The organism is Pseudomonas sp. GL_117, assembly GCF_057835125.1.
In genome coordinates, this window is sequence record NZ_CM174418.1 from 6076052 (window position 1) to 6097221 (window position 21170).

Below are 21170 nucleotides of genomic sequence, written 5' to 3' on the forward strand. Positions count from 1 at the left end.
GGTGGCCGTGGCTTGCCGCCACGGCCCCAGCATTTTTGTTCCTCTCGCAACCCGTCCGTGGAGCTGCTTTGGTGGTAACTGAAATCGCTTCCCGCGACCGTCTGCAACCGTCCCTGCTGGACAGGTTGACCGACGACGACCCAACCAACCCCAAGGAAAGCGCCGACAAACGCGTGCTGTCCCTGACCCAATTGAAAGCCTCGGTTTTGCGTGACCTGGCGTGGCTGCTCAACACCACGTCGTTGCTCGATGCCGATGCCACGCTGCACACCCCGGCCGGTACGTCGGTGGTCAACTACGGCCTGCCGGCATTGGCTGGCAACAGTGTTTCCGGCGTCGACATCAAGGCCCTGGAAGCCTTGATCTACCAGGCGATCGCCACCTTCGAGCCACGCATTCTGCGTCACACCCTGCGCGTCAAAGCCCGTGTCGGCCACGGCGAGATGAACCACAACGCCCTGAGTTTCGAGATCGAAGGCGACCTGTGGGCGCAGCCGGTGCCGTTGCGCCTGTTGCTGCAAACCGACCTCGACCTGGAATCCGGCCACGTGCGCGTGGTGAATGCCGACCAGCGGAGACGCCCATGAACCCGCGCCTGCTGGAGCTGTACAACCAGGAACTGCACCACGTGCGCGAAAGCGCCGCCGAGTTCGCCAAGGAATACCCGAAGATCGCCAGTCGGCTGACCCTGTCCGGCATGGACTGCGCCGACCCGTACGTCGAACGCTTGCTCGAAGGCTTTGCCTACCTGACTGCCCGCGTGCAGCTCAAGCTCGACGCCGAGTACCCGACCTTCACCCACAACCTGCTGGAAATCGCCTACCCGCACTACCTGGCGCCGACGCCGTCGATGACCGTGGTGCAATTGCAGACCGACCCGGACGAAGGCTCGCTGGCCAGCGGCTTCCCGCTGCCGCGCGACACCGTCCTGCGCGCCGCATTGGGCCGCGAAACCCAGACCTGCTGCGAGTACCGCACCGCGCACCCGGTGACGTTGTGGCCGTTGCAGGTGGCCAATGCCGAATACTTCGGCAACCCCGCCGCCGTGCTCGGGCGCCTGGCGGCCAGCGAGCCGAAAGCCAAGGCCGGCCTGCGCCTGACCTTGCGCACCGGCGCCGAATTGCCGTTCAACAGCCTCGACCTCGACACCTTGCCGCTGTACCTCAGTGGCGCCGATGAGCAACCGTTCCGCCTTTACGAGCAACTGCTGGGCAACGCCTGCGCGGTATTTGCGCGCAAGCCCGGCGGCGATTGGGTCGAACGCCTGCCGCAGGACGCGTTGCGCTCCCGGGGCTTTGACGACGCCGACGCCGCCATGCCGGTGGTGGCGCGCGCGTTCCAGGGCTATCGCCTGTTGCAGGAATACTTCGCCCTGCCCCACCGTTTCCTGTTCGTCGAATTCGCCGAGCTGGGCCGTGCGATCAAACGCTGCGACGGCCAGGAGCTGGAGTTGATCGTGCTGTTCGACCGCCACGAGCCGAGCCTGGAAGGCAGCGTCGGCGCGGCGCAGTTCCTGCCGTTCTGCACGCCGGCAATTAACCTGTTTCCCAAGCGCGTGGACCGTATCCACTTGTCCGACCGCGTCAACGAACACCATGTGATCGCCGACCGTACGCGGCCGATGGATTTCGAGATTCACTCGCTCAGCGGCCTGACGGGCCATGGCACCGGGCCGGAACAGCCGTTCTTGCCGTTCTACGCGGTGCGCGATCCGTCGCGTTACGGCCGCGACCAGGCGTATTACACCGTGCGCCGCGAGCCACGGGTGCTGTCCAGCGACCAGCGTCGCAACGGGCCGCGCTCGACCTATGTGGGCAGCGAAACCTTTGTCAGCCTGGTCGACAGCCGCCAAGCGCCGTACGGCCACGACCTGCGCCAACTCGGCGTGACCGCCCTGTGCACCAACCGCGACCTGCCGTTGTTCATGAGCGTGGGCAACGGCAAGACCGACTTCACCCTGGCCGACAGCGCCCCGGTGCTGGCCGTGCGCTGCGTCGCCGGCCCGAGCCGCCCACGGGCCAGCCATGCGCATGATGCCAAGGCCTGGCGCCTGATCAGCCAGCTCTCGCTCAATTACCTTTCCCTGAGCGAACAGGGCCAAGGGGCTGGCGCCTTGCGCGAACTGCTGCGCCTGTACGGCGACAGCAACGACGCCGCGCTGCAATTGCAGATCGAAGGCCTGCGCGAGGTCAGCAGCAAAGCCGTGACCCGGCGCCTGCCGATGCCCGGCCCGATTGTGTTTGGCCGCGGCCTGGAGATCACCCTGGAGTTCGACGAAAACGCGTTTCGCGGCACCGGCGTGTTCCTGCTTGGTGCGGTGCTGGAACGCTTCCTGGCGCGCTACGTGTCGATCAACAGCTTTACCGAGACGGTGATCCGCACCACGGAGCGCGGCGAGATCATGCGCTGGAAAGCCAAGCCCGGGCGGCGGCCAACCCTGTGAAGACCCTGGATGCGATGCATCAGGAACCCTGGGAATACGATTTTTTCCAGGCGCTGCGGCGTATCGAGTGCGAATCGCCAGAGTTGCCGCGCCTGGGCCATTCCCTGCGCCTGGCGGACGACCCGCTGCGCCTTGGCCAACGGGCCGATTGCACCTTCGCCCCGGCCACCCTGGCCTCGGTCGATCCGGGTGGCGACGGCAAACCGGCGCGCCTGGAGCAGTTCTTCTTTGGCCTTGGCGGCCCCAACGGCCCGCTGCCGCTGCACATCACCGAGTACGTGCGCGAGCGCCAGCGCAACAACGCCGACAGCACCAGCAAACAGTTTCTGGACGTGTTCCACCACCGCCTGCTCAGCCTGTTTTACCGGGCCTGGGCCGAGGCGCGGCCGACGGTCAGCCACGACCGCCCGCACGACGATTACTGGTCCGCCCGCCTCGCCGCCCTGAGCGGTCGCGGCATGCCGAGCCTGCTCGATCAGGGCCTGATCCCCGACACGGCGAAGCTGCACTACAGCGGCCACCTGTCGGCGCAAACCCGCTACCCGGACGGTTTGAAGGCGATCCTCGGCGAGTATTTCGGCCTGCCGGTGACGATCGAAGAGTACGTCGGCCAATGGCTGGAACTGCCCGAACGCAGCCGCGTCGGGGTCAGCGCCAACCGCCTGGGCGTGGATTTTTGCCTGGGCAGCCACGTGTGGGACCGCCAGCATAAATTCCGCATCCGCCTCGGCCCGCTCAGCCTCGACGACTACATGGGCATGCTGCCCGGCCAACAGCCGTTCAACGAGCTGGTGGCGTGGGTGGCCGAGTACCTGGGGCATGAATTGGACTGGGACTTGAACCTGGTCCTGCAACAACCCGAAGTCCCGGCGCTGCAACTCAATGGCCGGTTCCGCCTGGGCTTCAACACCTGGCTCGGCAAACCCGAGCAAGACGCCAACGACCTAATCCTGGCCCGGCATTACGCCGATCACGCCACCACCTCAAGGAATCCAGAGCATGGGTGAAATCAGTCGCGCCGCACTGTTCGGCAAACTCAACAGCGTGGCCTACAAGGCCATCGAAGCCGCCACGGTGTTCTGCAAATTACGCGGTAACCCGTATGTGGAGCTGGCTCACTGGTTCCACCAGTTGCTGCAACTGCAGGACTCGGACCTGCACCGCATCATCCGCCAATTCAACGTCGAGCCGGCGCGCCTGGCCCGTGACCTCACCGAAGCGCTGGACCGCCTGCCCCGTGGCTCGACGTCGATCACCGACCTGTCGTCCCATGTGGAGGAAGCCGTTGAGCGCGGCTGGGTCTACGGCAGCCTGATGTTCGGCGAAAGCCAGGTGCGCACCGGCTACCTGGTGCTGGGCATCTTGAAGACGCCGAGCCTGCGCCATGCGCTGCTGGGCCTGTCGTCGGAATTCGACAAGATCAAGGCCGAAGCCCTGAGCGAACGTTTTGACGAATACGTCGGCGACTCGCCGGAAAATGCCTTGAGCGCCAGCGACGGTTTCAACGCCGGGGTTCCGGGCGAAGCCAGCGGCGCCATGGCGCCGAGCGCCATGGGCAAGCAGGAAGCCCTCAAGCGCTTCACCGTCGACCTCACCGAACAGGCGCGCAGCGGCAAGCTCGACCCGATCGTGGGTCGCGATGAAGAGATCCGCCAACTGGTGGACATCCTCATGCGCCGCCGCCAGAACAACCCGATCCTCACCGGCGAAGCGGGCGTGGGCAAGACCGCCGTGGTCGAAGGCTTCGCCCTGCGCATCGTCGCCGGTGACGTGCCGCCAGCGCTGAAAGACGTGGAACTGCGCAGCCTCGACGTCGGCCTGTTGCAAGCCGGTGCGAGCATGAAAGGTGAGTTCGAACAGCGCCTGCGCCAAGTCATCGAAGATGTGCAGGCGTCGCCCAAGCCGATCATCCTGTTTATCGACGAAGCCCACACCCTGGTGGGTGCCGGTGGCGCCGCCGGCACGGGTGACGCGGCCAACTTGCTCAAGCCAGCGCTGGCCCGTGGCACCTTGCGCACCGTGGCCGCGACCACCTGGGCCGAGTACAAAAAACACATCGAGAAAGACCCGGCCCTGACCCGTCGCTTCCAGGTGGTGCAAGTTGCCGAACCTTCGGAAGACAAGGCCCTGCTGATGATGCGCGGCGTGGCCTCGACCATGGAGAAGCACCATCAGGTGCAGATCCTCGACGAGGCGTTGGAAGCTTCGGTGAAGCTGTCCCACCGCTACATCCCCGCGCGCCAACTGCCGGACAAATCCGTCAGCCTGCTGGACACCGCCTGCGCCCGCGTCGCCATCAGCCTGCATGCGGTGCCAGCGGAAGTGGACGACAGCCGCCGGCGTATCGAAGCGCTGGAAACCGAGCTGCAGATCATCGCCCGCGAGCATGCCATCGGCATTGCGATTGGCGCGCGCCAGAGCAATACCGAAGCCCTGTTGAGCGCCGAGCGTGAGCGTCTCGCCACCCTGGAAAGCCGCTGGGCCGAAGAAAAGGCCCTGGTGGACGAACTGCTCGCCACCCGCGCGACCCTGCGCGAGACCGTCGGCGCGGTGGACAGCGGCAACGATGCATTGCGTGCTCAACTGGTCGACCTGCAACAGCGCCTCAGCGCCCTGCAAGGCGAAACCCCGCTGATCCTGCCGACCGTGGATTACCAGGCCGTGGCCTCGGTGGTCGCCGACTGGACCGGCATCCCGGTGGGCCGCATGGCACGCAACGAACTGGAGACGGTGCTCAACCTCGACCAGCACCTGAAAAAACGCATCATCGGTCAGGACCATGCCTTGCAGATGATCGCCAAGCGCATCCAGACCTCCCGCGCCGGCCTCGACAACCCGAGCAAGCCGATTGGCGTGTTCATGCTGGCCGGCACCTCCGGCGTGGGCAAGACCGAAACCGCCCTGGCCCTGGCCGAAGCCATGTACGGCGGCGAGCAGAACGTGATCACCATCAACATGAGCGAGTTCCAGGAAGCCCACACGGTCTCGACCCTCAAGGGCGCACCGCCGGGTTACATCGGCTATGGCGAAGGCGGCGTGCTGACCGAAGCCGTGCGGCGCAAGCCCTACAGCGTGGTGCTGCTGGACGAGGTGGAAAAAGCCCACCCGGACGTGCATGAAATCTTCTTCCAGGTGTTCGACAAGGGCGTGATGGAAGACGGCGAAGGCCGCGTGATCGACTTCAAGAACACCCTGATCCTGCTCACCACCAACGCCGGCACCGAGCTGATTTCCCACGTGTGCAAAGACCCGGCGAACCTGCCGGAGCCGGAAGAGATCGCCAAGGCCCTGCGCCAGCCGCTGCTGGAGATTTTCCCGCCGGCGCTGCTGGGGCGCCTGGTGACGATTCCGTACTACCCGCTCAGCGACGAGATGCTCAAGGCGATCACCCGCCTGCAACTGGGCCGCATCAAGAAGCGTGTGGAGAGTACGCACAAGGTGGCGTTCGATTACGACGACGCGGTGGTCGATCTGATCGTCTCGCGTTGCACCGAGACCGAAAGCGGCGGGCGCATGATCGATACGATCCTGACCAACAGCCTGCTGCCGGACATGAGCCGTGAATTCCTCACGCGCATGCTCGAAGGCAAGGCGTTGGCGGGTGTGCGGATCAGCAGCCGGGATAACGAATTGCACTACCAGTTCAACGATTGACCTGAAGAAATGCGGGAAAAACTGTGGGAGCGGGCTTGCTCGCGAAAGCGGTGTGTCAGTTGACACAACCGGCGACTGATTCACTGCCTTCGCGAGCAAGCCCGCTCCCACATTTTGATGCGGTTTCGTCAGACATAACGACATTTACGGGTTAACCGATGCTTTTTAACCAAGCCTCACGCCTGGCCAAAATCACCAGCCCCCTCGGGCCGGATGTGCTGCTGCTCAACGGAATGGGCGGCGGTGAGGAGTTGGGCCGGCTGTTCAACTATGAGCTGCAACTGACGTCCCTGGACGCCAACATCGACCTCAACCAACTGCTCGGCAAGCCCATGAGCGTGGGCGTGCAATTGGCGGACGGCGGTGAGCGGCATTTCCACGGCATCGTTGCGCGGTGCAGCCAGGACATCGACCAGGGCCAGTTCGCCAGTTACCAAGTGGTGTTGCGCCCATGGTTCTGGCTGCTGACCCGCACCTCGGACTGCCGGATTTTCCAGAACCTGAGCATCCCGCAGATCATCAAGCAGGTGTTTCGCGACCTGGGTTTTTCCGATTTCGAAGACGCCCTGAGCCGGCCGTATCGCGAGTGGGAATACTGCGTGCAGTACCGCGAGACCAGCTTCGATTTCGTCAGCCGCCTGATGGAACAGGAAGGCATCTACTACTTCTTCCGCCACGAGCAGGACCGTCACGTGCTCGTGCTGGCCGACGCCTATGGCGCGCACACCACGGTGCCGGGCTACGCGTCGATTCCGTATTACCCCAAGGACGAGCAGCAGCGCGAACGCGACCATATGTACAACTGGCACCTGGCGCAGGAGGTGCAGCCCGGTTCGCTGGAGCTCAACGACTACGACTTCCAGCGCCCCAGCGCGAGCATCGAGGTGCGCTCGGCGATGCCGCGTCCGCACACTGCCGGCGATTACCCGCTGTACGACTACCCCGGCACCTACGTGCAAAGCCAGGACGGCGAACACTATGCGCGCACCCGTATCGAAGCCCTGCAAACCCTGCACGAGCAGATCGAGTTCAGCGGCAATGCGCGGGGCCTGGGCTCCGGGCATTTGTTCAGCCTCACCGGCTTCAGCCGCCAGGACCAGAACCGCGAATACCTGATCGTCGGCGTCCGCTACCACATCACCCAGGAGAGCCTGGAAAGTGGCGGCGGCTCGGGCGAGGCGCAGTTCAGCAGCAGCCTGACCTGCATCGATGCCCAGCAAAGCTTCCGCCCACTGGCGAGCACCTACCGGCCCATCGTCAAAGGCCCGCAGACCGCGTTGGTGGTCGGGCCCAAGGGCGAAGAAATCTGGACCGACCAGTACGGCCGGGTGAAGGTGCACTTCTACTGGGACCGTCACGACCAATCCAACGAGAACAGCTCGTGCTGGATTCGCGTGTCGCAATCCTGGGCCGGCAAGAACTGGGGTTCGATGCAGATCCCGCGGATCGGCCAGGAAGTGATTGTGAGTTTTCTGGAAGGTGATCCCGACCGGCCGATCATCACCGGGCGGGTGTACAACGCTGAGCAGACGGTGCCTTACGACTTGCCGCAGAACGCCACGCAAAGCGGCATGAAAAGCCGCTCCAGCAAGGGTGGCACGCCGGCCAACTTCAATGAAATCCGCATGGAGGACAAGAAGGGGCTGGAGCAGTTGTACATCCACGCCGAGCGCAATCAGGACATCGTGGTGGAGGTGGATGAGAGCCACTCGGTGGGGCATGACCGCAACAAGAGCATCGGCCACAACGAGACGGTGACCATCGGCAACAACCGCCTGCGTATCGTCAAGCAGGAAGACATCCTCTCGGTGGGCCAGCGCAAGACCGACAGCATCAGCCAGAGCTACGTCATTGAAGTGGGCGAAAACCTGCGCCTGGTGTGCGGTGAAAGCATCCTGGAGTTGAACGCCAGCGGGCAGATCAACCTCACGGGCGTGCAGATCAGCTTCTACGCCAGCGGCGATGCCGAGTTCAACACCGGCGGCGTGCTGCACCTGAACAACGGCGGCGGCCCCGGCGCAACACCCGATGGCCAGGGCGTGAAAGCCAGCATCGACGCCAATATCAAAGCCGCGTTCCCAACGCCCAAAAGCTCCTGACGAGGCCTGTTTGCGATGACGTACCGAATCAACGAATTCCAGTTCCAACTACCGGCCGCCGAGTTGCAGGACGCCACGATCAATATCCTCAAGTTCCCTGAACTGGGCACTTCCCTGATCATCAGTCGCAGCCTCTTGGCCGAGGACGAAACCCTGCACAGCAACTTCGCCGACCAGCTCAAGCGCCTGGAACAACAGGTGCAGGATTTGCGCTGCCAGCCGAGCACAGTCGTGCGTTTGGGCGCGGCTCAAGAGATCGAAGGCATCGAGTTGCGCAGCCAGTTCAACAAGGGCAATGACAAGGTGTTCCAGTACCAATTGGCGCTGGTGTTGCCGGGCACGCGCAAGATGCTCGCGTTGAGCTATGTGAAAGCCGAAAAGCTCGGCGATGCCGAGGCCGCGCATTGGGCCTTGATCAAGCAATCGCTGTCGTTCGAGGCCCATTGATGAGCCGCCTGCATGGCTGACGCGCTATGGGCGGCCCGCATGGGCGACGCGCTTGCCCACACGTCGATGATGGCCGACATCCTCGGCGGTGTGCTGGAGGTGGCGGCCAATATTGCGATCACCGCCGTGGCGACCGCAGCGGTGGTGGCCGCCACCGGCATCACCGTGGCCACTGGCGGGCTTGGCTGCTTCCTGCTGGGCGCGGTGGTGGGCACGATTGTCGGGCTGGCCATGAGCAAGACGGGGGCGGACAAAGGCCTGTCGAATTTATGCGAGAGCTTTAGCAACGCCCTGTTTCCGCCCACGGTGCAGGCGAACATTCTCACCGGTTCCACCAACACCCTGACCAATAACATCCCCGCCGCCCGCGCTGCCGGGGCGATCAGCTCCCACGTCGCGCCGGCCGGCACCGAGCTGGAAGAGCCCGCGCCAGAGCCCGGTTACCTGGACATGGCCGAGAGTTTCTTCTCACAGATGTGGCGCCCGACGGTCGCTACGCCGGCGCCAGGCGCGGTGCCCAAGCCGCTGGACCTGGTGGTGTGCATGAAGCACCCGCCAATGCCGCCGCAGTTTCTGGCCGAGGGCTCGGACAAGGTCACGGTCAACGGTCAGCCGGCGGTGCGCAGCGGTGATCGCAGTACGTGCGATGCGACGGTGGTGGGTTCGGGGCTGATTTCCTCCAATGTGACCATCGGCGGCGGTTCGGTGGTGGTGCGTGAGATTCGCAGCGGCAAGACGCCGGGCGTCGGGCTGGCGGTGACGGCGTTGTTGATGCTCAAAGGTGGCAAGGGCAAGTTCTTCAGCAAGCTGCCGTGCATGCTGATCAGCGGCGCGACGTCGATGGCCGTCAGCAGTGCGATGGGGGCGATGGCGAATGCGGCGATGGGCTCGTCGAACCCGGTGCATGCGGCGACCGGCGCGAAAGTGTTGGGCGATGTCGAGGAGCTGGATTTTGTCCTGCCCGGCATCCTGCCGATTGCCTGGCAACGGGTCTACAACAGCCGCGATGAACGCTCGGGCAGCTTGTTGGGTGCTGGCTGGAGCGTGGCTTACGAAGTGTGCGTCGACATTCGCCCCCATCCTGAGGGTGGCGAAACGCTGATCTACACCGACGAGCAGGGCCGAGCAATCGACATGGGCTCGATTGCTTTGGGCGGCGCGGTATTCAGCGCCGGTGAAGGGCTCGCGGTGCGCCGCCACCTCAATGGGCAGTTGCTGATTGAAAGCGACGATGGTTTGTACCGCTTGTTCGAGCCTACGGCCAACCCGTCGCGGCTGCGCCTGAGCCAGCTCGGCGACCGCAATGACAACCGTATCTACATCGACTACGACGAAGCCGGACATCTAGTACGACTGCGCGATACGTTCGATCTGGTGCAGGTTGAGCTGGTTCGCGAGCAGGGCCAATTGGCGCGCATCGAGCGCTTGTATCCCGATCAGCGTCGTGAAGTGCTGGTCAGCTACGGCTATGACATGGCCGGGAGCCTGGCGCAAGTAAGCGACGCGACCGGCCAGGTGCAACGGCGTTTTGCCTACGACAACGGCCGCCGGATGATCGAGCATCAACTGCCGACCGGGTTACGGTGTTTTTACGAATGGGCGTTGGTTGAAAACCTGGAATGGCGTGTGGTCCGGCATTGGACCGATGAAGGCGACACTTACCAGTTCGACTATGACTTGCAGGCCGGCCTCACGCGCATCACCGACGGTTTGCAGCGCGTCAGCACCCGCCTGTGGAACACGCAGCACCAGATCATCCAGTACAGCGACAACCTCGGCCAGACCTGGCTGTTCGAGTGGAACGACGAACGCCAATTGCTCAGCGCCACCGACCCGCAGGGCGGGCGTTATGAGTACAGCTATGACGAGGCCGGTAATCTGATCGGCGAGAGTGATCCGTTGGGGCGCAGCGATTCGACGGTGTGGCTGGAGCATTGGGCCTTGCCGGTATCGGTGACTGACTGCGAGGGCAACACCTGGCGTTCACGTTACGACGCACGGGGTAACTGTACCGTCGAGACCGACCCGCTAGGGCATGTCACGAGGTATCGCTACGATAGTCACGGGCAACCGGTAGAGATCATCGACGCCACCGGCAAAAGCAAACGGCTACGCTGGAATCCGTTCGGCCAGCTCATTGAACACATTGACTGCTCCGGTTACCCGACGCGCTTCAGCTACGACGAGAGAGGTTATTTACAGGTCATCATTGATGCACTGGGTGAGCGCACCTCGTTTGTACACGACGCCCAAGGCCGAGTGCTGAGTACTCAACTTCCAGATGGGCGTACTGAATATTTCCAACGCGACGGCAGCGGCCAACTGGTTGCACATACCGACTTTGCCGGCCACTCCACACGCTATCAGCGCAACCGTAAGGGGCAGGTCCGCGAGCGCGTCGATGCGCACGGCCGACAGGTCAGTTTTGCCTATGACAGCTATGGCCGCCTGCGTACGTTGACCAACGAAAACGGTGAACAATACCGTTTCGAATGGGACGCCAATGATCGTGTCTCCGAGCAACAGGATCTGGATGGCAGTATCCGCCGCTATGACTACGACGCGCTGAACAACATTTCACGCATGGAGGCGGTTGCAGCACCAGTCGGCAGTGGCCTGGCAGTAGTAACGGCGGTGCCCGAACCATCCATCGTGCATGACTTTGAGCGCGACGCGGCGGGACGAATGGTGGTCAAAGTCACCGATGACGGGCGTACGGAATACAGTTACGACTTACTGGACCAGCTCAAAGCTGTCACGTTTACCCATAAGACAGGCCAACAACACACCGTCAGCTTCACTTATGACGCCCTTGGGCAGACCGTCGAAGAAAAAACCAGGGCAGGTGTTTTACAACATTGCTACGACGAGTTGGGAAACCTCAACCAGACTCGCTTACCCGACGGGCGCTGGCTCAATCGGTTGTACTACGGCAGCGGTCACCTCCATCAGATAAACCTCGATGGACGGGTTATCAGCGACTTTGAGCGCGACCGCTTACACCGCGAAGTCCTGCGTACTCAGGGGCACCTGAGTACACGCCAGCGTTATGATCGCTGCGGCCGATTGCGCTCGCGCGAACGCGGCCCTATCAGCCGGGCATCGGTACTCCCTGGCGCAGTACTCAAACAGTTCGAGTATGACCCCGCCGATAACTTGGTGGGCAAGCTTGAGCAACGGCCCGGCGGTCAGCACAGCCAGTTGCTGCATTACGATGCAACCGACCGAATAATCGCCAGCCAGGACAATTTTGCAGCACGACACGAAACCTATTCCTATGACGCCGCTGCCAACCTGCTCGATGGCCCACAGGCTGGTGCCGGACTGGTTGTACACAACAAGCTCCTGACATACCAAGACAAACGCTATCGCTACGACGGTTTCGGCCGCATGGTCGAGAAGCGAAGTGCCCAACGCGGCGTCCAGCGATTCGCCTATGACGCTGAACATCGCTTGATTGAGGTACGAAATGAACAGGGCACGCAGCGATCAGTCGTCCGCATGTCCTACGACCCTCTTGGCCGACGAACATCCAAAACAACCCACGACGCAAATGGCCATTTACTGAGTGAAACTCGCTTCACATGGGATGGGCTGCGGTTGGTGCAAGAGCACAAACATGCGCAGACCAGTCTTTATATCTACGGTGACGAAGGTCACGAACCCCTGGCCAGGGTTGACGGGACAGGCGCCCAGCAAAAAGTGCGCTATTACCACAATGACATGAACGGGCTGCCCGAGTTGCTTTCGGAAGCAGAAGGCCAGACAGTCTGGCAAGCCAGCTATCAGGTCTGGGGAAACACCGTTCGAGAAACGCGTGAGCCTTACTACATTGAAGAGCAGAACCTGCGGTTCCAGGGGCAGTATCTGGATCGGGAAACTGGCCTGCATCACAACATTTTCCGCTTCTACGATCCGGATATCGGCCGCTTCACTACGCCTGACCCCATTGGCCTCGCCGGGGGGCTGAATCTTTATCTGTATTCAACGAATCCGCTGACGTGGATCGACCCCTACGGCCTGAACCCGAAGGATTTGGTACGGTACAAGCCCAAAGATTCCGTGACACCCAAGGCTGGTGGTCGTGGCACAGCCATCAATCGGGCCTGGGGAGAAGAGCGGGAGCTTGTGACCCGCGGTGGCGGCTCAAGAGACTGGGCGGACCATGAGCGTGAGTTGATCAAAAATACCAAGAGCAACGCACGCTTGAATTCTTTGATGTCCAAAGCAGGCTACACCGGCCACCACATCAACAGCGTCGAAGGTAACGGTGCATTGGGCAAAGCCTGGAAAGGTGACCCAAGGAACATTGTGTTCTTGCAGAACGCGAACCATCCAAGTGGCATTGACGAACACTTGAACAGCCCGCAAGGGCACAGGAAGAATTACGCCAACGCAGGCAAAGGCCGATTGATCGACCGAGCCAGAACACCCGCTACAAAACCCGGCTGCGGTAAATAGGTTTCCATTGGAGAAGAACATGAGCGCCCTCGATAACGCCTTTAAAGAATTGCGCCGCATCCACAAGAAATTTGACATCGAAGGGAGCTTCGAAAAAAACGGCCAGGCAAACGCCAAATGGCCACAAACCCTGCCTCGCTCCTCTGAGACGGACTACTTTTACGACTTTTGCGAGCCTGTCGATGTAGAAATCGAAACAGGTTTGACCCCCATCCGCTTTTTCAGCTTGGACGCATTGGAAGATGGTCAGGTCGGTTACAAGTGGGCAGGCGAATCCAGCAAGACTGAGTTGAATGGAAATTGGCCGGCACAACATCTGGTTTTCATGGATGACATCGGTGGTGGCAAGCCGGTTATCGCAGTTACCGATATTCCAGGCACACCCGTATTGGCGAGCTACGATGCCATAGCGCCTTTCAAGATTGCCGACTCTCTTGCGGATTTTCTGCTGGCCTTCGCCAAGACTGTCGAGATCGTCCATGGAAAATTCGACATTTTTGATATCTACGACGACGACGATGAGCTCTCCAGCAAATTCGTTAAGCTACTCAACAAGGAAGTCGGCCCGTTACTGGGCGAGGAAAATTACCAACGCTTTTTTGACTACTTCTACGGCTGAGTCAGGTCAGACCCCACAAAAAAGGCACAGCCCAGTCGGCGTGGGACAAGCGTCCTGACCGTCCATGGTCATTCGCGACATCAGATGTTGGCGGGGACGAAGTCGGGCCCACCCAGTTTGTCCCGAACCACCAGCGCAGTACGCATCAACGGCCCCCACAGGCCGTTCTGGCTATTCCAGCCAGCGCCCGCCCAGCGGGTATCGCCGACAAGGGCAGCCTTGTTGCGTTCCAGCTGCTTCTGCAGGGCCACTGCCACGGCACCCATGTCGACCTCGAACAGGTCGGCATACAGACCATCGGGGTTCGTGCGTTTTTTGCTCAGGCAAAAACGGTAGTACCACACCCACACTGCCGCCGCGTAAATCGCCCGATTTCGATCAGGGTAAGTCGCGAGGATTTTAAGCAAGGCCGCGACGAAACCGCCTGGGAATTGCGGGTCGCGGGTCTCTTGCCAATAGCGCACCACCAACAGATCGAACGCTGCGACCACATTCTGTGGCTCGTCGTTGTCGCTCTTGGCTTCTTGAAAGTAGAACGGTTCGCCCACCAGGAACTTATCCAGGTCGTTATTCGCCAGGGCAAGCAGCAGCACATTATCTAAATTGGCACTCATTGGATTCTCACTACATCGGGGTTCGCGAGCAGGAAATTGATGTCGTTGCCGTGTGGAATGCCCACATTGTCCAGCACCGCCTCACGCATCCCGCCAGGATGGGTCACGCCACCGGGGCGCCAGAGTGAGTTGGCTCCGCGTTCATTACCGGTTGGCATGACGACCTTGGGATTGTTCAGGTCCATCATATAAATTTCTTTGCCGGTAAAGGTGCCAGGGTCATAACCCAGGGCCTTTTCCAGGACCGCAAGGTCGCCGGTCTTTTTGAATTCGCCGACAACGCCGTGCAGGTCCGACTTCGCCATGACGTACTTGGACGGACTGAATGTTGTGTACATCGGGTTGGCGATATCATCCGGCGTGAAGAGGAACGCCCCCCCTTCATCCTGAAACACCTTGAGGTGCTTGGAGATATAAGAACCCTCAAGATAGTCGGCAGGATTCGGTCGACTGTACTGGGGAATCGCCATGATGTCGTCTTGGGTATAACCCGGCTTGAACCGCACCTTGGGGGTCGTGCCGATTTTTGCCATTTTCGGCCCAAGCCCCAGAAGCGCCATGCCGGCAACCCCTTGCAGCAAGTCCCGATAGCCTGGGCCCAAACGATCCCCCAGGTCGCCCAGCAACGCCATACCGCCCATCACCGCGCCGCCGATTACCACGAACCCGGCCAGGGCAGCCAGCCCGGCCATCGCCGCCAGGATCGCAGCGCCACCCATGGCCAGGATGCCCAAGGCTTCAAACCCGGTATGCATCCAGCCCTCGATATCCAGCACAAAGGCGACCGAGACGGTTGGCCCACCGATAAAGGTATTGGGGCTGCCACTCTTGATATGGGCACCGCACACCATTTTGCTGTGCAGGCGTGCTGCCGGCTTGCCGTTGATAAACACGGTGGCACTGCCTTCGGCGATCAAAACCGGGAAGGGCCAAACCGGGTGATTCATCGGCAGCCCAGTGCAGGAGGAGGCAATATCCTCACCGGCGCGCATCGCATTGAGGCCGTTGATATAGACGTTGAAACTGCCCGCCACCAGTGCCCCTGTCGTGGGCTCGGGCAGGTTGAAAATGGTACTCAAGCCCTTGACGACCTGGAACATCGACAGCCCACCCGCCGCGACGGAGCCGGCCATGATTGCCACTGCCAGTCCACCCGTGGCAACTGTCGCTGCGATCACCGCGGCACCGATCAATGCACCTGCGACTGCGCCCGCCAGCATTGCAGCGACGCCGAATCCGTGGGCTATTTCATCACCCAAGCGGGCTGCTGCTTGCGCATCCATTGCGTGTATCTACCGTATGGGTTAAACCGCTGCCGTGTGCGAATCAGGCGCCAGACACAAGGGGCTTCAGGCTGCTCATGGCGATTTTCCAGGCCGTCTCGTGAGACGCCAGGTCACCCGGCGTGGTCGTCAGTGTGGTAATCAGCACGGCCGGTTTTCGCTCAATAAACATCTGGCGCAACATCAGCTCGCGCCCTTCCCGCTTCCAGGTGTAATCCACCAGTGTGGCGGCATGTCCATGCAGCACCGTGTCCCAGCGCTGGATCAACTTGAACTCCGGCAATTGCTGCTCGGCGCTTTGCACTTGCTTGTCGATGTAATCCGCGAAGGTCGCATCACCTTGGGAGGCATCACGACTGATGACAAAGCTGGCTTCCTTGGCGCTGCCAACAGCTGGCAGCTTGAAGATATTGATACTCTGGTCCTGCCAGGTATCAGGGATTTCGAGGTCTGCTTCTTGAATTCTGTAGAGGGTCACAGTGATCGCTTTCCATGGACATGAGTGACTCGAGAAGGCGCAAATAGTCGAGTAATGCTTCACAACAATCAAGCCGAGGGCGATACCCTGACCCGGTCCCACAAAAAATGGGCACCCAACCCAGTCGGCGTGCCCATCTTTTCTACCACCCCACCTCCCTTCGAGGCGCTACCGCTGTTACGGGTTGACGCTGTCTTTGAGCGACTTGCCCGGCTTGAACGCAACGGTGTTGCTCGCCTTGATCTTCACTGGCTCGCCGGTCTGTGGGTTCTTGCCGGTGCGGGCGCCGCGGTGGCGTTGCAGGAAGGTGCCGAAGCCAACCAGGGTGACGCTGTCCTTGCGGTGCAGGGCGCCGGTGATTTCTTCGAGAACGGCGTTGAGGACGCGGTTGGCCTGTTCTTTGGTGAGATCCGCTTTTTCAGCGATGGCGGCTGCGAGTTCTGGTTTACGCATAAATGAAGCCTCTTTGACGGTTTTTTGTTGTTATGTCCGTGCTGCTCTCTAACGGAGCAGCGCCCAAAGCGCCGCAGGCTCTACTCTGCGGCAGACGGGAGTGAGGATGGCATGCCCTAGGACGCCGCGCCAGTCTCGCGGCGACCTTTCTGGGGATAGGAACGTGCTGATTCCGACAGAACGACTGGTATTTACGCCAACAATGGCGGGAGTTCTTTGTTGAGCGCCAGTTTTTCCATCACGGCGCCACCGGTCAGCGCGTAACCCAGCAGGCGACCGCTGGCGTCGCGGCACAGCGCCTTGATGTCGGCGCCCTGGCCTTCGACACTCCATACGCCTTCGCTGCCCCGTGGCGGCGGCGAGACCACCAGCGGGCAGATCGGGGTTTTCACGGTGATCGGCATCGGCCCGTAGCTGACCGCCGTGGCATTGCCGACCAGGGTCTGGGCCAGGGCGCGGGCGCAGCTCATCAGTGGCATCACGTACAGCAGGTTCAGGCCATCGACCTCGGCGCAGTCGCCCAGGGCATAGATATTGGCGTGGGAGGTCTTGAGGTGGCGGTCCACCGTGACGCCACGATTGGTCTGCAAACCGGCGGCAGCGGCCAGGTCTACCCGTGGGCGCAGGCCGATGGCAGAGACCACCAGGTCGCAGTGGATCACTTCACCGTCCGACAGGTGCGCCTCCAGCCCTTCAGCACCGCGCTGCAGGCGGTTGAGCACCGGGCCCAGGTGGAAACGCGCACCGAGCCCTTCCAGCCCGGCCTGTACCGCAGCGGCCGCAGCCGGGTGCAGCAGGGTCGGCATGACTTGCTCGCACGGGGCCACCAGTTCGACTTCGTAGCCGCCAAGGATCAGGTCGTTGGCAAACTCACAGCCAATCAGACCTGCGCCAAGCAGCAACACCCGGTGCTTGCCGGCAGCGGCGGCACGAAAGCGTGCGTAGTCTTCAAGGTCGTTGATCGGGAATATCAGCTCGGCGGCGTCGCCTTCCACCGGCACACGCACGGTCTCGGCGCCCCAGGCCAGGATCAGGTCGCGATAGGCCACCGCTTCCTCGCCGATCCACAGGCGCTTGTGGCCCGGGTCTATACCGCTGACGCGGGTGTGGGTGCGCACTTCAGCCTTGAGTTGCTCGGCCATGGCGCCGGGTTCGGCCATGCTCAGGCCATCGGCTTCCTTGTTCTTGCCAAAGCCGGTGGAGAGCATGGGCTTGGAGTAGGAACGCCCGTCATCGGCGGTGATCAGCAGCAATGGGGTCTCGCTGTCGAGCTTGCGAAACTCCCGGGCCAGGTTGTAACCGGCCAACCCTGTGCCGATGATCACGACAGGTGCGTTCATTCCGTTCTCCTTGTAGTACGTTTCTTTGCTTAAAAATTAACCGATTTCGATCATTTCGAAATCCATCTTGCCCACGCCGCAGTCAGGGCACAGCCAGTCTTCCGGGACGTCTTGCCACAGGGTGCCCGGCGCGATGCCGTCATCCGGCCAGCCGTCCTTTTCGTCGTAGATCAGGCCGCAGACTACACATTGCCACTTCTTCATTACTTGCTTCCTCAGGGTCCAGGCATCTTGGCCGACGGTCGATAGATCCAGCATTGCCGCACGGCTCAGGGCGTTTTGTACTGATCGGGGCGTGCAGATGCAAGCATGATCGACGCAAACGGCAGGGCCGGCCCGGCAAAATCCCGGGATGCCATGGTAAGCTCGCCGCCTCTTTGGCTGCCAATACTGACTCACCGTGCCGCACTCAATCGCCCTGCCCGATGCTTGCCAATGGCTGACCCAGAGCCTTCTGTCCCCCATGCCTGCGCCCCTGACCGTCAACTGGCTGTTCAACGAAGACTCGCTGACGCGCCGGCTGACGTGGCTGTCCAACGACGGTTTCAGCGTGACACCGCTGTTCGAGGGCTGGCAGCCGCTGCGTGACGACGAATGCGCCGCCCTTGAACTGGCCCCTGCCAGCGTCGGTTGGGTGCGCGAAGTGTATTTACGCGGGCACGGCCAGCCGTGGGTGTTTGCCCGCAGCGTGGCGTCGCGCAGCGCATTGCAGGGCGATGGCTTGCACATGGATGAACTGGGCAGCCGCTCGCTGGGCGAATTGCTGTTTTGCGACCAGGCGTTCACCCGCCAAGCCATCGAGGTGTGCCACTACCCGCGCCAATGGCTGCCCACCGCGGATCAGGCCGACGGGCTGTGGGGCCGTCGCTCGCGCTTCGATCGCGGCGCGCTGAGCATTCTGGTCGCGGAAATCTTCCTGCCGAACTTCTGGCACGCGTTGCACGCCCATCCGGAGAACTGCTGATGTATCAACGCCTGCTCAAGTCCCTGAACCGCTTGAACCCCAGGGCCTGGGATTTCATTCAACTGACCCGCATGGACAAGCCCATCGGCATCTACCTGCTGCTGTGGCCGACGCTGTGGGCGTTGTGGATTGCCGGCAAGGGTTCGCCGTCCTTCATCAATATCGTGATTTTCGTACTCGGCGTGGTGCTGACCCGCGCCGGCGGTTGCGTGATCAATGACTGGGCCGACCGCAAGGTCGACGGCCATGTGAAACGCACCGAGCAACGCCCGCTGGTGAGCGGCAAGATCAGTTCGAAAGAGGCGCTGGTGTTTTTCGCGGTGCTGATGGGCATCAGTTTCCTGCTGGTGTTGCTGACCAACGCCACCACCATCCTGCTGTCCCTGGGCGGCCTGGCCCTGGCGGCGAGCTACCCGTTCATGAAGCGCTATACCTATTACCCGCAGGTGGTGCTGGGCGCGGCGTTTTCCTGGGGCATGCCGATGGCGTTCACCGCCGAGACCGGCAGCCTGCCTGCCACTGCCTGGCTGCTCTACATCGCGAACCTGCTGTGGACGGTGGGTTACGACACGTATTACGCAATGACCGACCGCGATGACGACTTGAAGATCGGCGTGAAATCCACCGCCATTCTGTTCGGCGATGCCGATCGCGTGATTATCCTGACCCTGCAAGGGCTGGCGCTGGCGTGCCTGTTGCTGGCCGGGGCGCGGTTTGAGCTGGGGGGCTGGTTCCACCTGGGGCTGCTGGCCGCGGCGGGCTGTTTTGCGTGGGAGTTCTGGTACACGCGGGACAGGGATCGGATGAAGTGCTTCAAGGCGTTTTTGCACAACCACTGGGCGGGGTTGGCGATTTTTGTCGGGATTGTGTTGGATTACGGGTTTCGCTAAGTGCCATTTTTTGTAGTGACTCAGCGATCGCCTTCGCGGGCAAGCCCGCTCCCACATTTTGATCGGTGAATACATTCAAAGTGTGGGAGCGGGCTTGCCCGCGATGCTTTTAGTGGCTCCGCTGGCTCAAGGCTTGATCACATGCCACGCCCCACCCTTGCCATCACCGGTCTTGTCCCCGGCCTTCTTGTCATCCTTGTAGGTGTACACCGGCTTGCCTTTGTAAGCCCACTGACTGGTCTGGTCATCACGGGTGATCACCGTCCAGTCGCCCATCGACTTGTCAGTGGATTCAGCCATCAGTGGCGGCCAGTTCATCGCGCACTGGTCCTTGCACACTGACTTGCCGTCGGCATCCTTGTCGAAGGTGTAGAGCGTCATCCCTTTGTGATCCACCAACATCCCGTCTTTAGTCATCGCCGGGTCCATCGCGAAGGCCAGGCTCGGCAGCGCCAACGCCGCCGTTACCAACAGGGCCTTCCAGGAAACAGTACTGTAAGTCATCGGAACCTTCCTTTTGTGGTTGTCAGGATTCGGACTCAAAGCGTAGCCCACAGAGACGCAGATTGCCCAAGCGACTAAATTACTGTCACACGACTGCAATAATTCCGTTATCTAATGCGGCGCAAGACAGTTAAATGACAAGAGGATTTAGGCATGGTTGGCAGGAGCATTCTGATCGTTGACGACGAAGCGCCCATCCGCGAGATGATCGCCGTTGCGTTGGAAATGGCCGGCTACGACTGCCTGGAGGCGGAAAACTCCCAGCAGGCCCATGCCATTATCGTCGACCGCAAGCCCGACCTGATCCTGCTCGACTGGATGCTGCCCGGCACCTCCGGCATCGAATTGGCCCGCCGTCTCAAGCGTGACGAACTGACCGGGGACATCCCGATCATCATGCTCACCGCCAAGGGCGAAGAGGACAACAAGATCCAGGGCCTGGAAGTCGGCGCCGATGACTACATCACCAAGCCGTTTTCCCCACGCGAGCTGGTAGCGCGCCTGAAAGCCGTCCTGCGTCGCGCCGGGCCTACCGATGGCGAAGCGCCGATTGAAGTCGGCGGCCTGATCCTCGACCCCATCAGCCACCGCGTGACCATCGATGGCACGCCGGCCGAGATGGGCCCCACCGAATACCGCCTGCTGCAATTCTTCATGACCCACCAGGAACGCGCCTATACCCGCGGCCAGCTGCTCGATCAGGTCTGGGGCGGCAACGTGTACGTGGAGGAGCGCACCGTGGACGTGCATATCCGTCGCCTGCGCAAAGCCTTGGGCGATGCCTACGAGAATCTGGTACAAACCGTGCGCGGCACGGGCTACCGGTTTTCAACCAAAGGTTGAAAGCGGCTGCAAGCTGTCAGCTGCAAGCGGCAAGTGGAAGCTAATCTGCTCTGACTTGAAGCTTGCAGCTTGAAACTT

At 61.6% G+C, this 21170-nt stretch carries 18 protein-coding genes; 11 read left to right on the forward strand and 7 right to left on the reverse strand.

Features of this window, described 5'->3' with window-relative positions; genetic code table 11:
* The first annotated feature begins 71 nt into the window (after nucleotides 1–71).
* The 8 genes from tssE to AC3ISR_RS27915 all read left to right on the forward strand — a co-directional run bounded on the left by tssE (nucleotide 72) and on the right by AC3ISR_RS27915 (nucleotide 13723).
* A complete protein-coding gene (gene tssE, locus AC3ISR_RS27880) occupies nucleotides 72–587 on the forward strand; it encodes a type VI secretion system baseplate subunit TssE (RefSeq protein ID WP_192298034.1) in 516 nt (171 codons plus the stop codon).
* Nucleotides 584–2443, forward strand: a complete 1860-nt coding sequence (gene tssF / locus AC3ISR_RS27885) for a type VI secretion system baseplate subunit TssF (protein ID WP_463983695.1) — start codon at nucleotides 584–586, stop codon at nucleotides 2441–2443. Before tssE ends, tssF begins: the two co-directional genes overlap by 4 nt.
* On the forward strand, nucleotides 2407–3450 hold the full coding sequence (gene tssG / locus AC3ISR_RS27890) for a type VI secretion system baseplate subunit TssG (protein ID WP_192298246.1): 1044 nt from the start codon (nucleotides 2407–2409) through the stop codon (nucleotides 3448–3450). Before tssF ends, tssG begins: the two co-directional genes overlap by 37 nt.
* Nucleotides 3443–6097, forward strand: coding sequence for a type VI secretion system ATPase TssH (gene tssH, locus AC3ISR_RS27895; RefSeq protein ID WP_192298036.1), 2655 nt, complete (start codon nucleotides 3443–3445; stop codon nucleotides 6095–6097). The genes tssG and tssH overlap by 8 nt, the downstream gene beginning before the upstream one ends.
* Before the next feature lie 158 nt (nucleotides 6098–6255).
* The gene (locus AC3ISR_RS27900) at nucleotides 6256–8196 is read left to right on the forward strand and encodes a type VI secretion system Vgr family protein (RefSeq protein ID WP_192298037.1); all 1941 of its coding nucleotides are present in this window, start codon (nucleotides 6256–6258) and stop codon (nucleotides 8194–8196) included.
* A gap of 15 nt (nucleotides 8197–8211) precedes the next feature.
* On the forward strand, nucleotides 8212–8643 hold the full coding sequence (locus tag AC3ISR_RS27905) for a DcrB-related protein (protein ID WP_192298038.1): 432 nt from the start codon (nucleotides 8212–8214) through the stop codon (nucleotides 8641–8643).
* A gap of 12 nt (nucleotides 8644–8655) precedes the next feature.
* Nucleotides 8656–13104: an RHS repeat-associated core domain-containing protein gene (locus AC3ISR_RS27910; protein WP_463983697.1), complete on the forward strand. Its 4449-nt coding sequence runs from the start codon at nucleotides 8656–8658 to the stop codon at nucleotides 13102–13104.
* 19 nt (nucleotides 13105–13123) lie between these two features.
* Nucleotides 13124–13723, forward strand: a complete 600-nt coding sequence (locus tag AC3ISR_RS27915; protein WP_463983698.1) for a hypothetical protein — start codon at nucleotides 13124–13126, stop codon at nucleotides 13721–13723.
* A gap of 80 nt (nucleotides 13724–13803) precedes the next feature.
* On the opposite strand, the gene AC3ISR_RS27920 is transcribed toward AC3ISR_RS27915, so the two are convergent.
* The 6 genes from AC3ISR_RS27920 to AC3ISR_RS27945 form a co-directional block, all read right to left on the reverse strand.
* Entirely contained in the window at nucleotides 13804–14337 is a 534-nt protein-coding gene (locus tag AC3ISR_RS27920) for a hypothetical protein (protein WP_192298040.1), read from the reverse strand.
* Nucleotides 14334–15620, reverse strand: coding sequence for a PAAR domain-containing protein (locus tag AC3ISR_RS27925; RefSeq protein ID WP_192298041.1), 1287 nt, complete (start codon nucleotides 15618–15620; stop codon nucleotides 14334–14336). The genes AC3ISR_RS27920 and AC3ISR_RS27925 overlap by 4 nt, the downstream gene beginning before the upstream one ends.
* 43 nt (nucleotides 15621–15663) lie before the next feature.
* Entirely contained in the window at nucleotides 15664–16098 is a 435-nt protein-coding gene (locus AC3ISR_RS27930) for a DUF1795 domain-containing protein (RefSeq protein WP_192298042.1), read from the reverse strand.
* 177 nt (nucleotides 16099–16275) lie between these two features.
* Nucleotides 16276–16551 carry an HU family DNA-binding protein gene (locus AC3ISR_RS27935; RefSeq protein WP_003213368.1) on the reverse strand — a complete coding sequence of 92 codons (276 nt, stop codon included), beginning with the start codon at nucleotides 16549–16551 and terminating at the stop codon, nucleotides 16276–16278.
* Between the two features lie 191 nt (nucleotides 16552–16742).
* Nucleotides 16743–17891, reverse strand: coding sequence for an NAD(P)/FAD-dependent oxidoreductase (locus tag AC3ISR_RS27940; RefSeq protein WP_463983699.1), 1149 nt, complete (start codon nucleotides 17889–17891; stop codon nucleotides 16743–16745).
* A 36-nt stretch (nucleotides 17892–17927) separates the two neighbouring features.
* Nucleotides 17928–18095, reverse strand: a complete 168-nt coding sequence (locus AC3ISR_RS27945; protein WP_003213373.1) for a rubredoxin — start codon at nucleotides 18093–18095, stop codon at nucleotides 17928–17930.
* 196 nt (nucleotides 18096–18291) lie between these two features.
* Here AC3ISR_RS27945 and AC3ISR_RS27950 point away from each other — a divergent pair, with 196 nt between their 5' ends.
* Both AC3ISR_RS27950 and ubiA read left to right on the forward strand, forming a co-directional pair.
* Nucleotides 18292–18855 carry a chorismate--pyruvate lyase family protein gene (locus AC3ISR_RS27950; protein ID WP_192298044.1) on the forward strand — a complete coding sequence of 188 codons (564 nt, stop codon included), beginning with the start codon at nucleotides 18292–18294 and terminating at the stop codon, nucleotides 18853–18855.
* Complete coding sequence (gene ubiA / locus AC3ISR_RS27955) at nucleotides 18855–19745, forward strand: 4-hydroxybenzoate octaprenyltransferase (RefSeq protein ID WP_192298045.1); 891 nt, start codon at nucleotides 18855–18857, stop codon at nucleotides 19743–19745. Before AC3ISR_RS27950 ends, ubiA begins: the two co-directional genes overlap by 1 nt.
* A 126-nt stretch (nucleotides 19746–19871) precedes the next feature.
* Here the strand turns inward: ubiA and AC3ISR_RS27960 are convergent, their stop codons facing one another.
* Nucleotides 19872–20249, reverse strand: coding sequence for a COG4315 family predicted lipoprotein (locus AC3ISR_RS27960; protein ID WP_192298046.1), 378 nt, complete (start codon nucleotides 20247–20249; stop codon nucleotides 19872–19874).
* 153 nt (nucleotides 20250–20402) lie between these two features.
* Here AC3ISR_RS27960 and phoB point away from each other — a divergent pair, with 153 nt between their 5' ends.
* Nucleotides 20403–21092: a phosphate regulon transcriptional regulator PhoB gene (phoB, locus tag AC3ISR_RS27965; protein ID WP_003231714.1), complete on the forward strand. Its 690-nt coding sequence runs from the start codon at nucleotides 20403–20405 to the stop codon at nucleotides 21090–21092.
* Nucleotides 21093–21170 lie beyond the last annotated feature (78 nt).

Coding starts and splice junctions, on each gene's coding strand:
- AC3ISR_RS27905 (WP_192298038.1), top strand. CDS start 8,212: ATGACGTACCGAATCAACGAATTCCAGTTCCAACTACCGGCCGCCGAG.
- AC3ISR_RS27935 (WP_003213368.1), bottom strand. CDS start 16,551: ATGCGTAAACCAGAACTCGCAGCCGCCATCGCTGAAAAAGCGGATCTC.
- AC3ISR_RS27945 (WP_003213373.1), bottom strand. CDS start 18,095: ATGAAGAAGTGGCAATGTGTAGTCTGCGGCCTGATCTACGACGAAAAG.
- AC3ISR_RS27960 (WP_192298046.1), bottom strand. CDS start 20,249: ATGACTTACAGTACTGTTTCCTGGAAGGCCCTGTTGGTAACGGCGGCG.
- phoB (WP_003231714.1), top strand. CDS start 20,403: ATGGTTGGCAGGAGCATTCTGATCGTTGACGACGAAGCGCCCATCCGC.
- AC3ISR_RS27910 (WP_463983697.1), top strand. CDS start 8,656: ATGGCTGACGCGCTATGGGCGGCCCGCATGGGCGACGCGCTTGCCCAC.
- AC3ISR_RS27925 (WP_192298041.1), bottom strand. CDS start 15,620: ATGGATGCGCAAGCAGCAGCCCGCTTGGGTGATGAAATAGCCCACGGA.
- AC3ISR_RS27915 (WP_463983698.1), top strand. CDS start 13,124: ATGAGCGCCCTCGATAACGCCTTTAAAGAATTGCGCCGCATCCACAAG.
- AC3ISR_RS27900 (WP_192298037.1), top strand. CDS start 6,256: ATGCTTTTTAACCAAGCCTCACGCCTGGCCAAAATCACCAGCCCCCTC.
- tssF (WP_463983695.1), top strand. CDS start 584: ATGAACCCGCGCCTGCTGGAGCTGTACAACCAGGAACTGCACCACGTG.
- AC3ISR_RS27940 (WP_463983699.1), bottom strand. CDS start 17,891: ATGAACGCACCTGTCGTGATCATCGGCACAGGGTTGGCCGGTTACAAC.
- AC3ISR_RS27920 (WP_192298040.1), bottom strand. CDS start 14,337: ATGAGTGCCAATTTAGATAATGTGCTGCTGCTTGCCCTGGCGAATAAC.
- tssH (WP_192298036.1), top strand. CDS start 3,443: ATGGGTGAAATCAGTCGCGCCGCACTGTTCGGCAAACTCAACAGCGTG.
- ubiA (WP_192298045.1), top strand. CDS start 18,855: ATGTATCAACGCCTGCTCAAGTCCCTGAACCGCTTGAACCCCAGGGCC.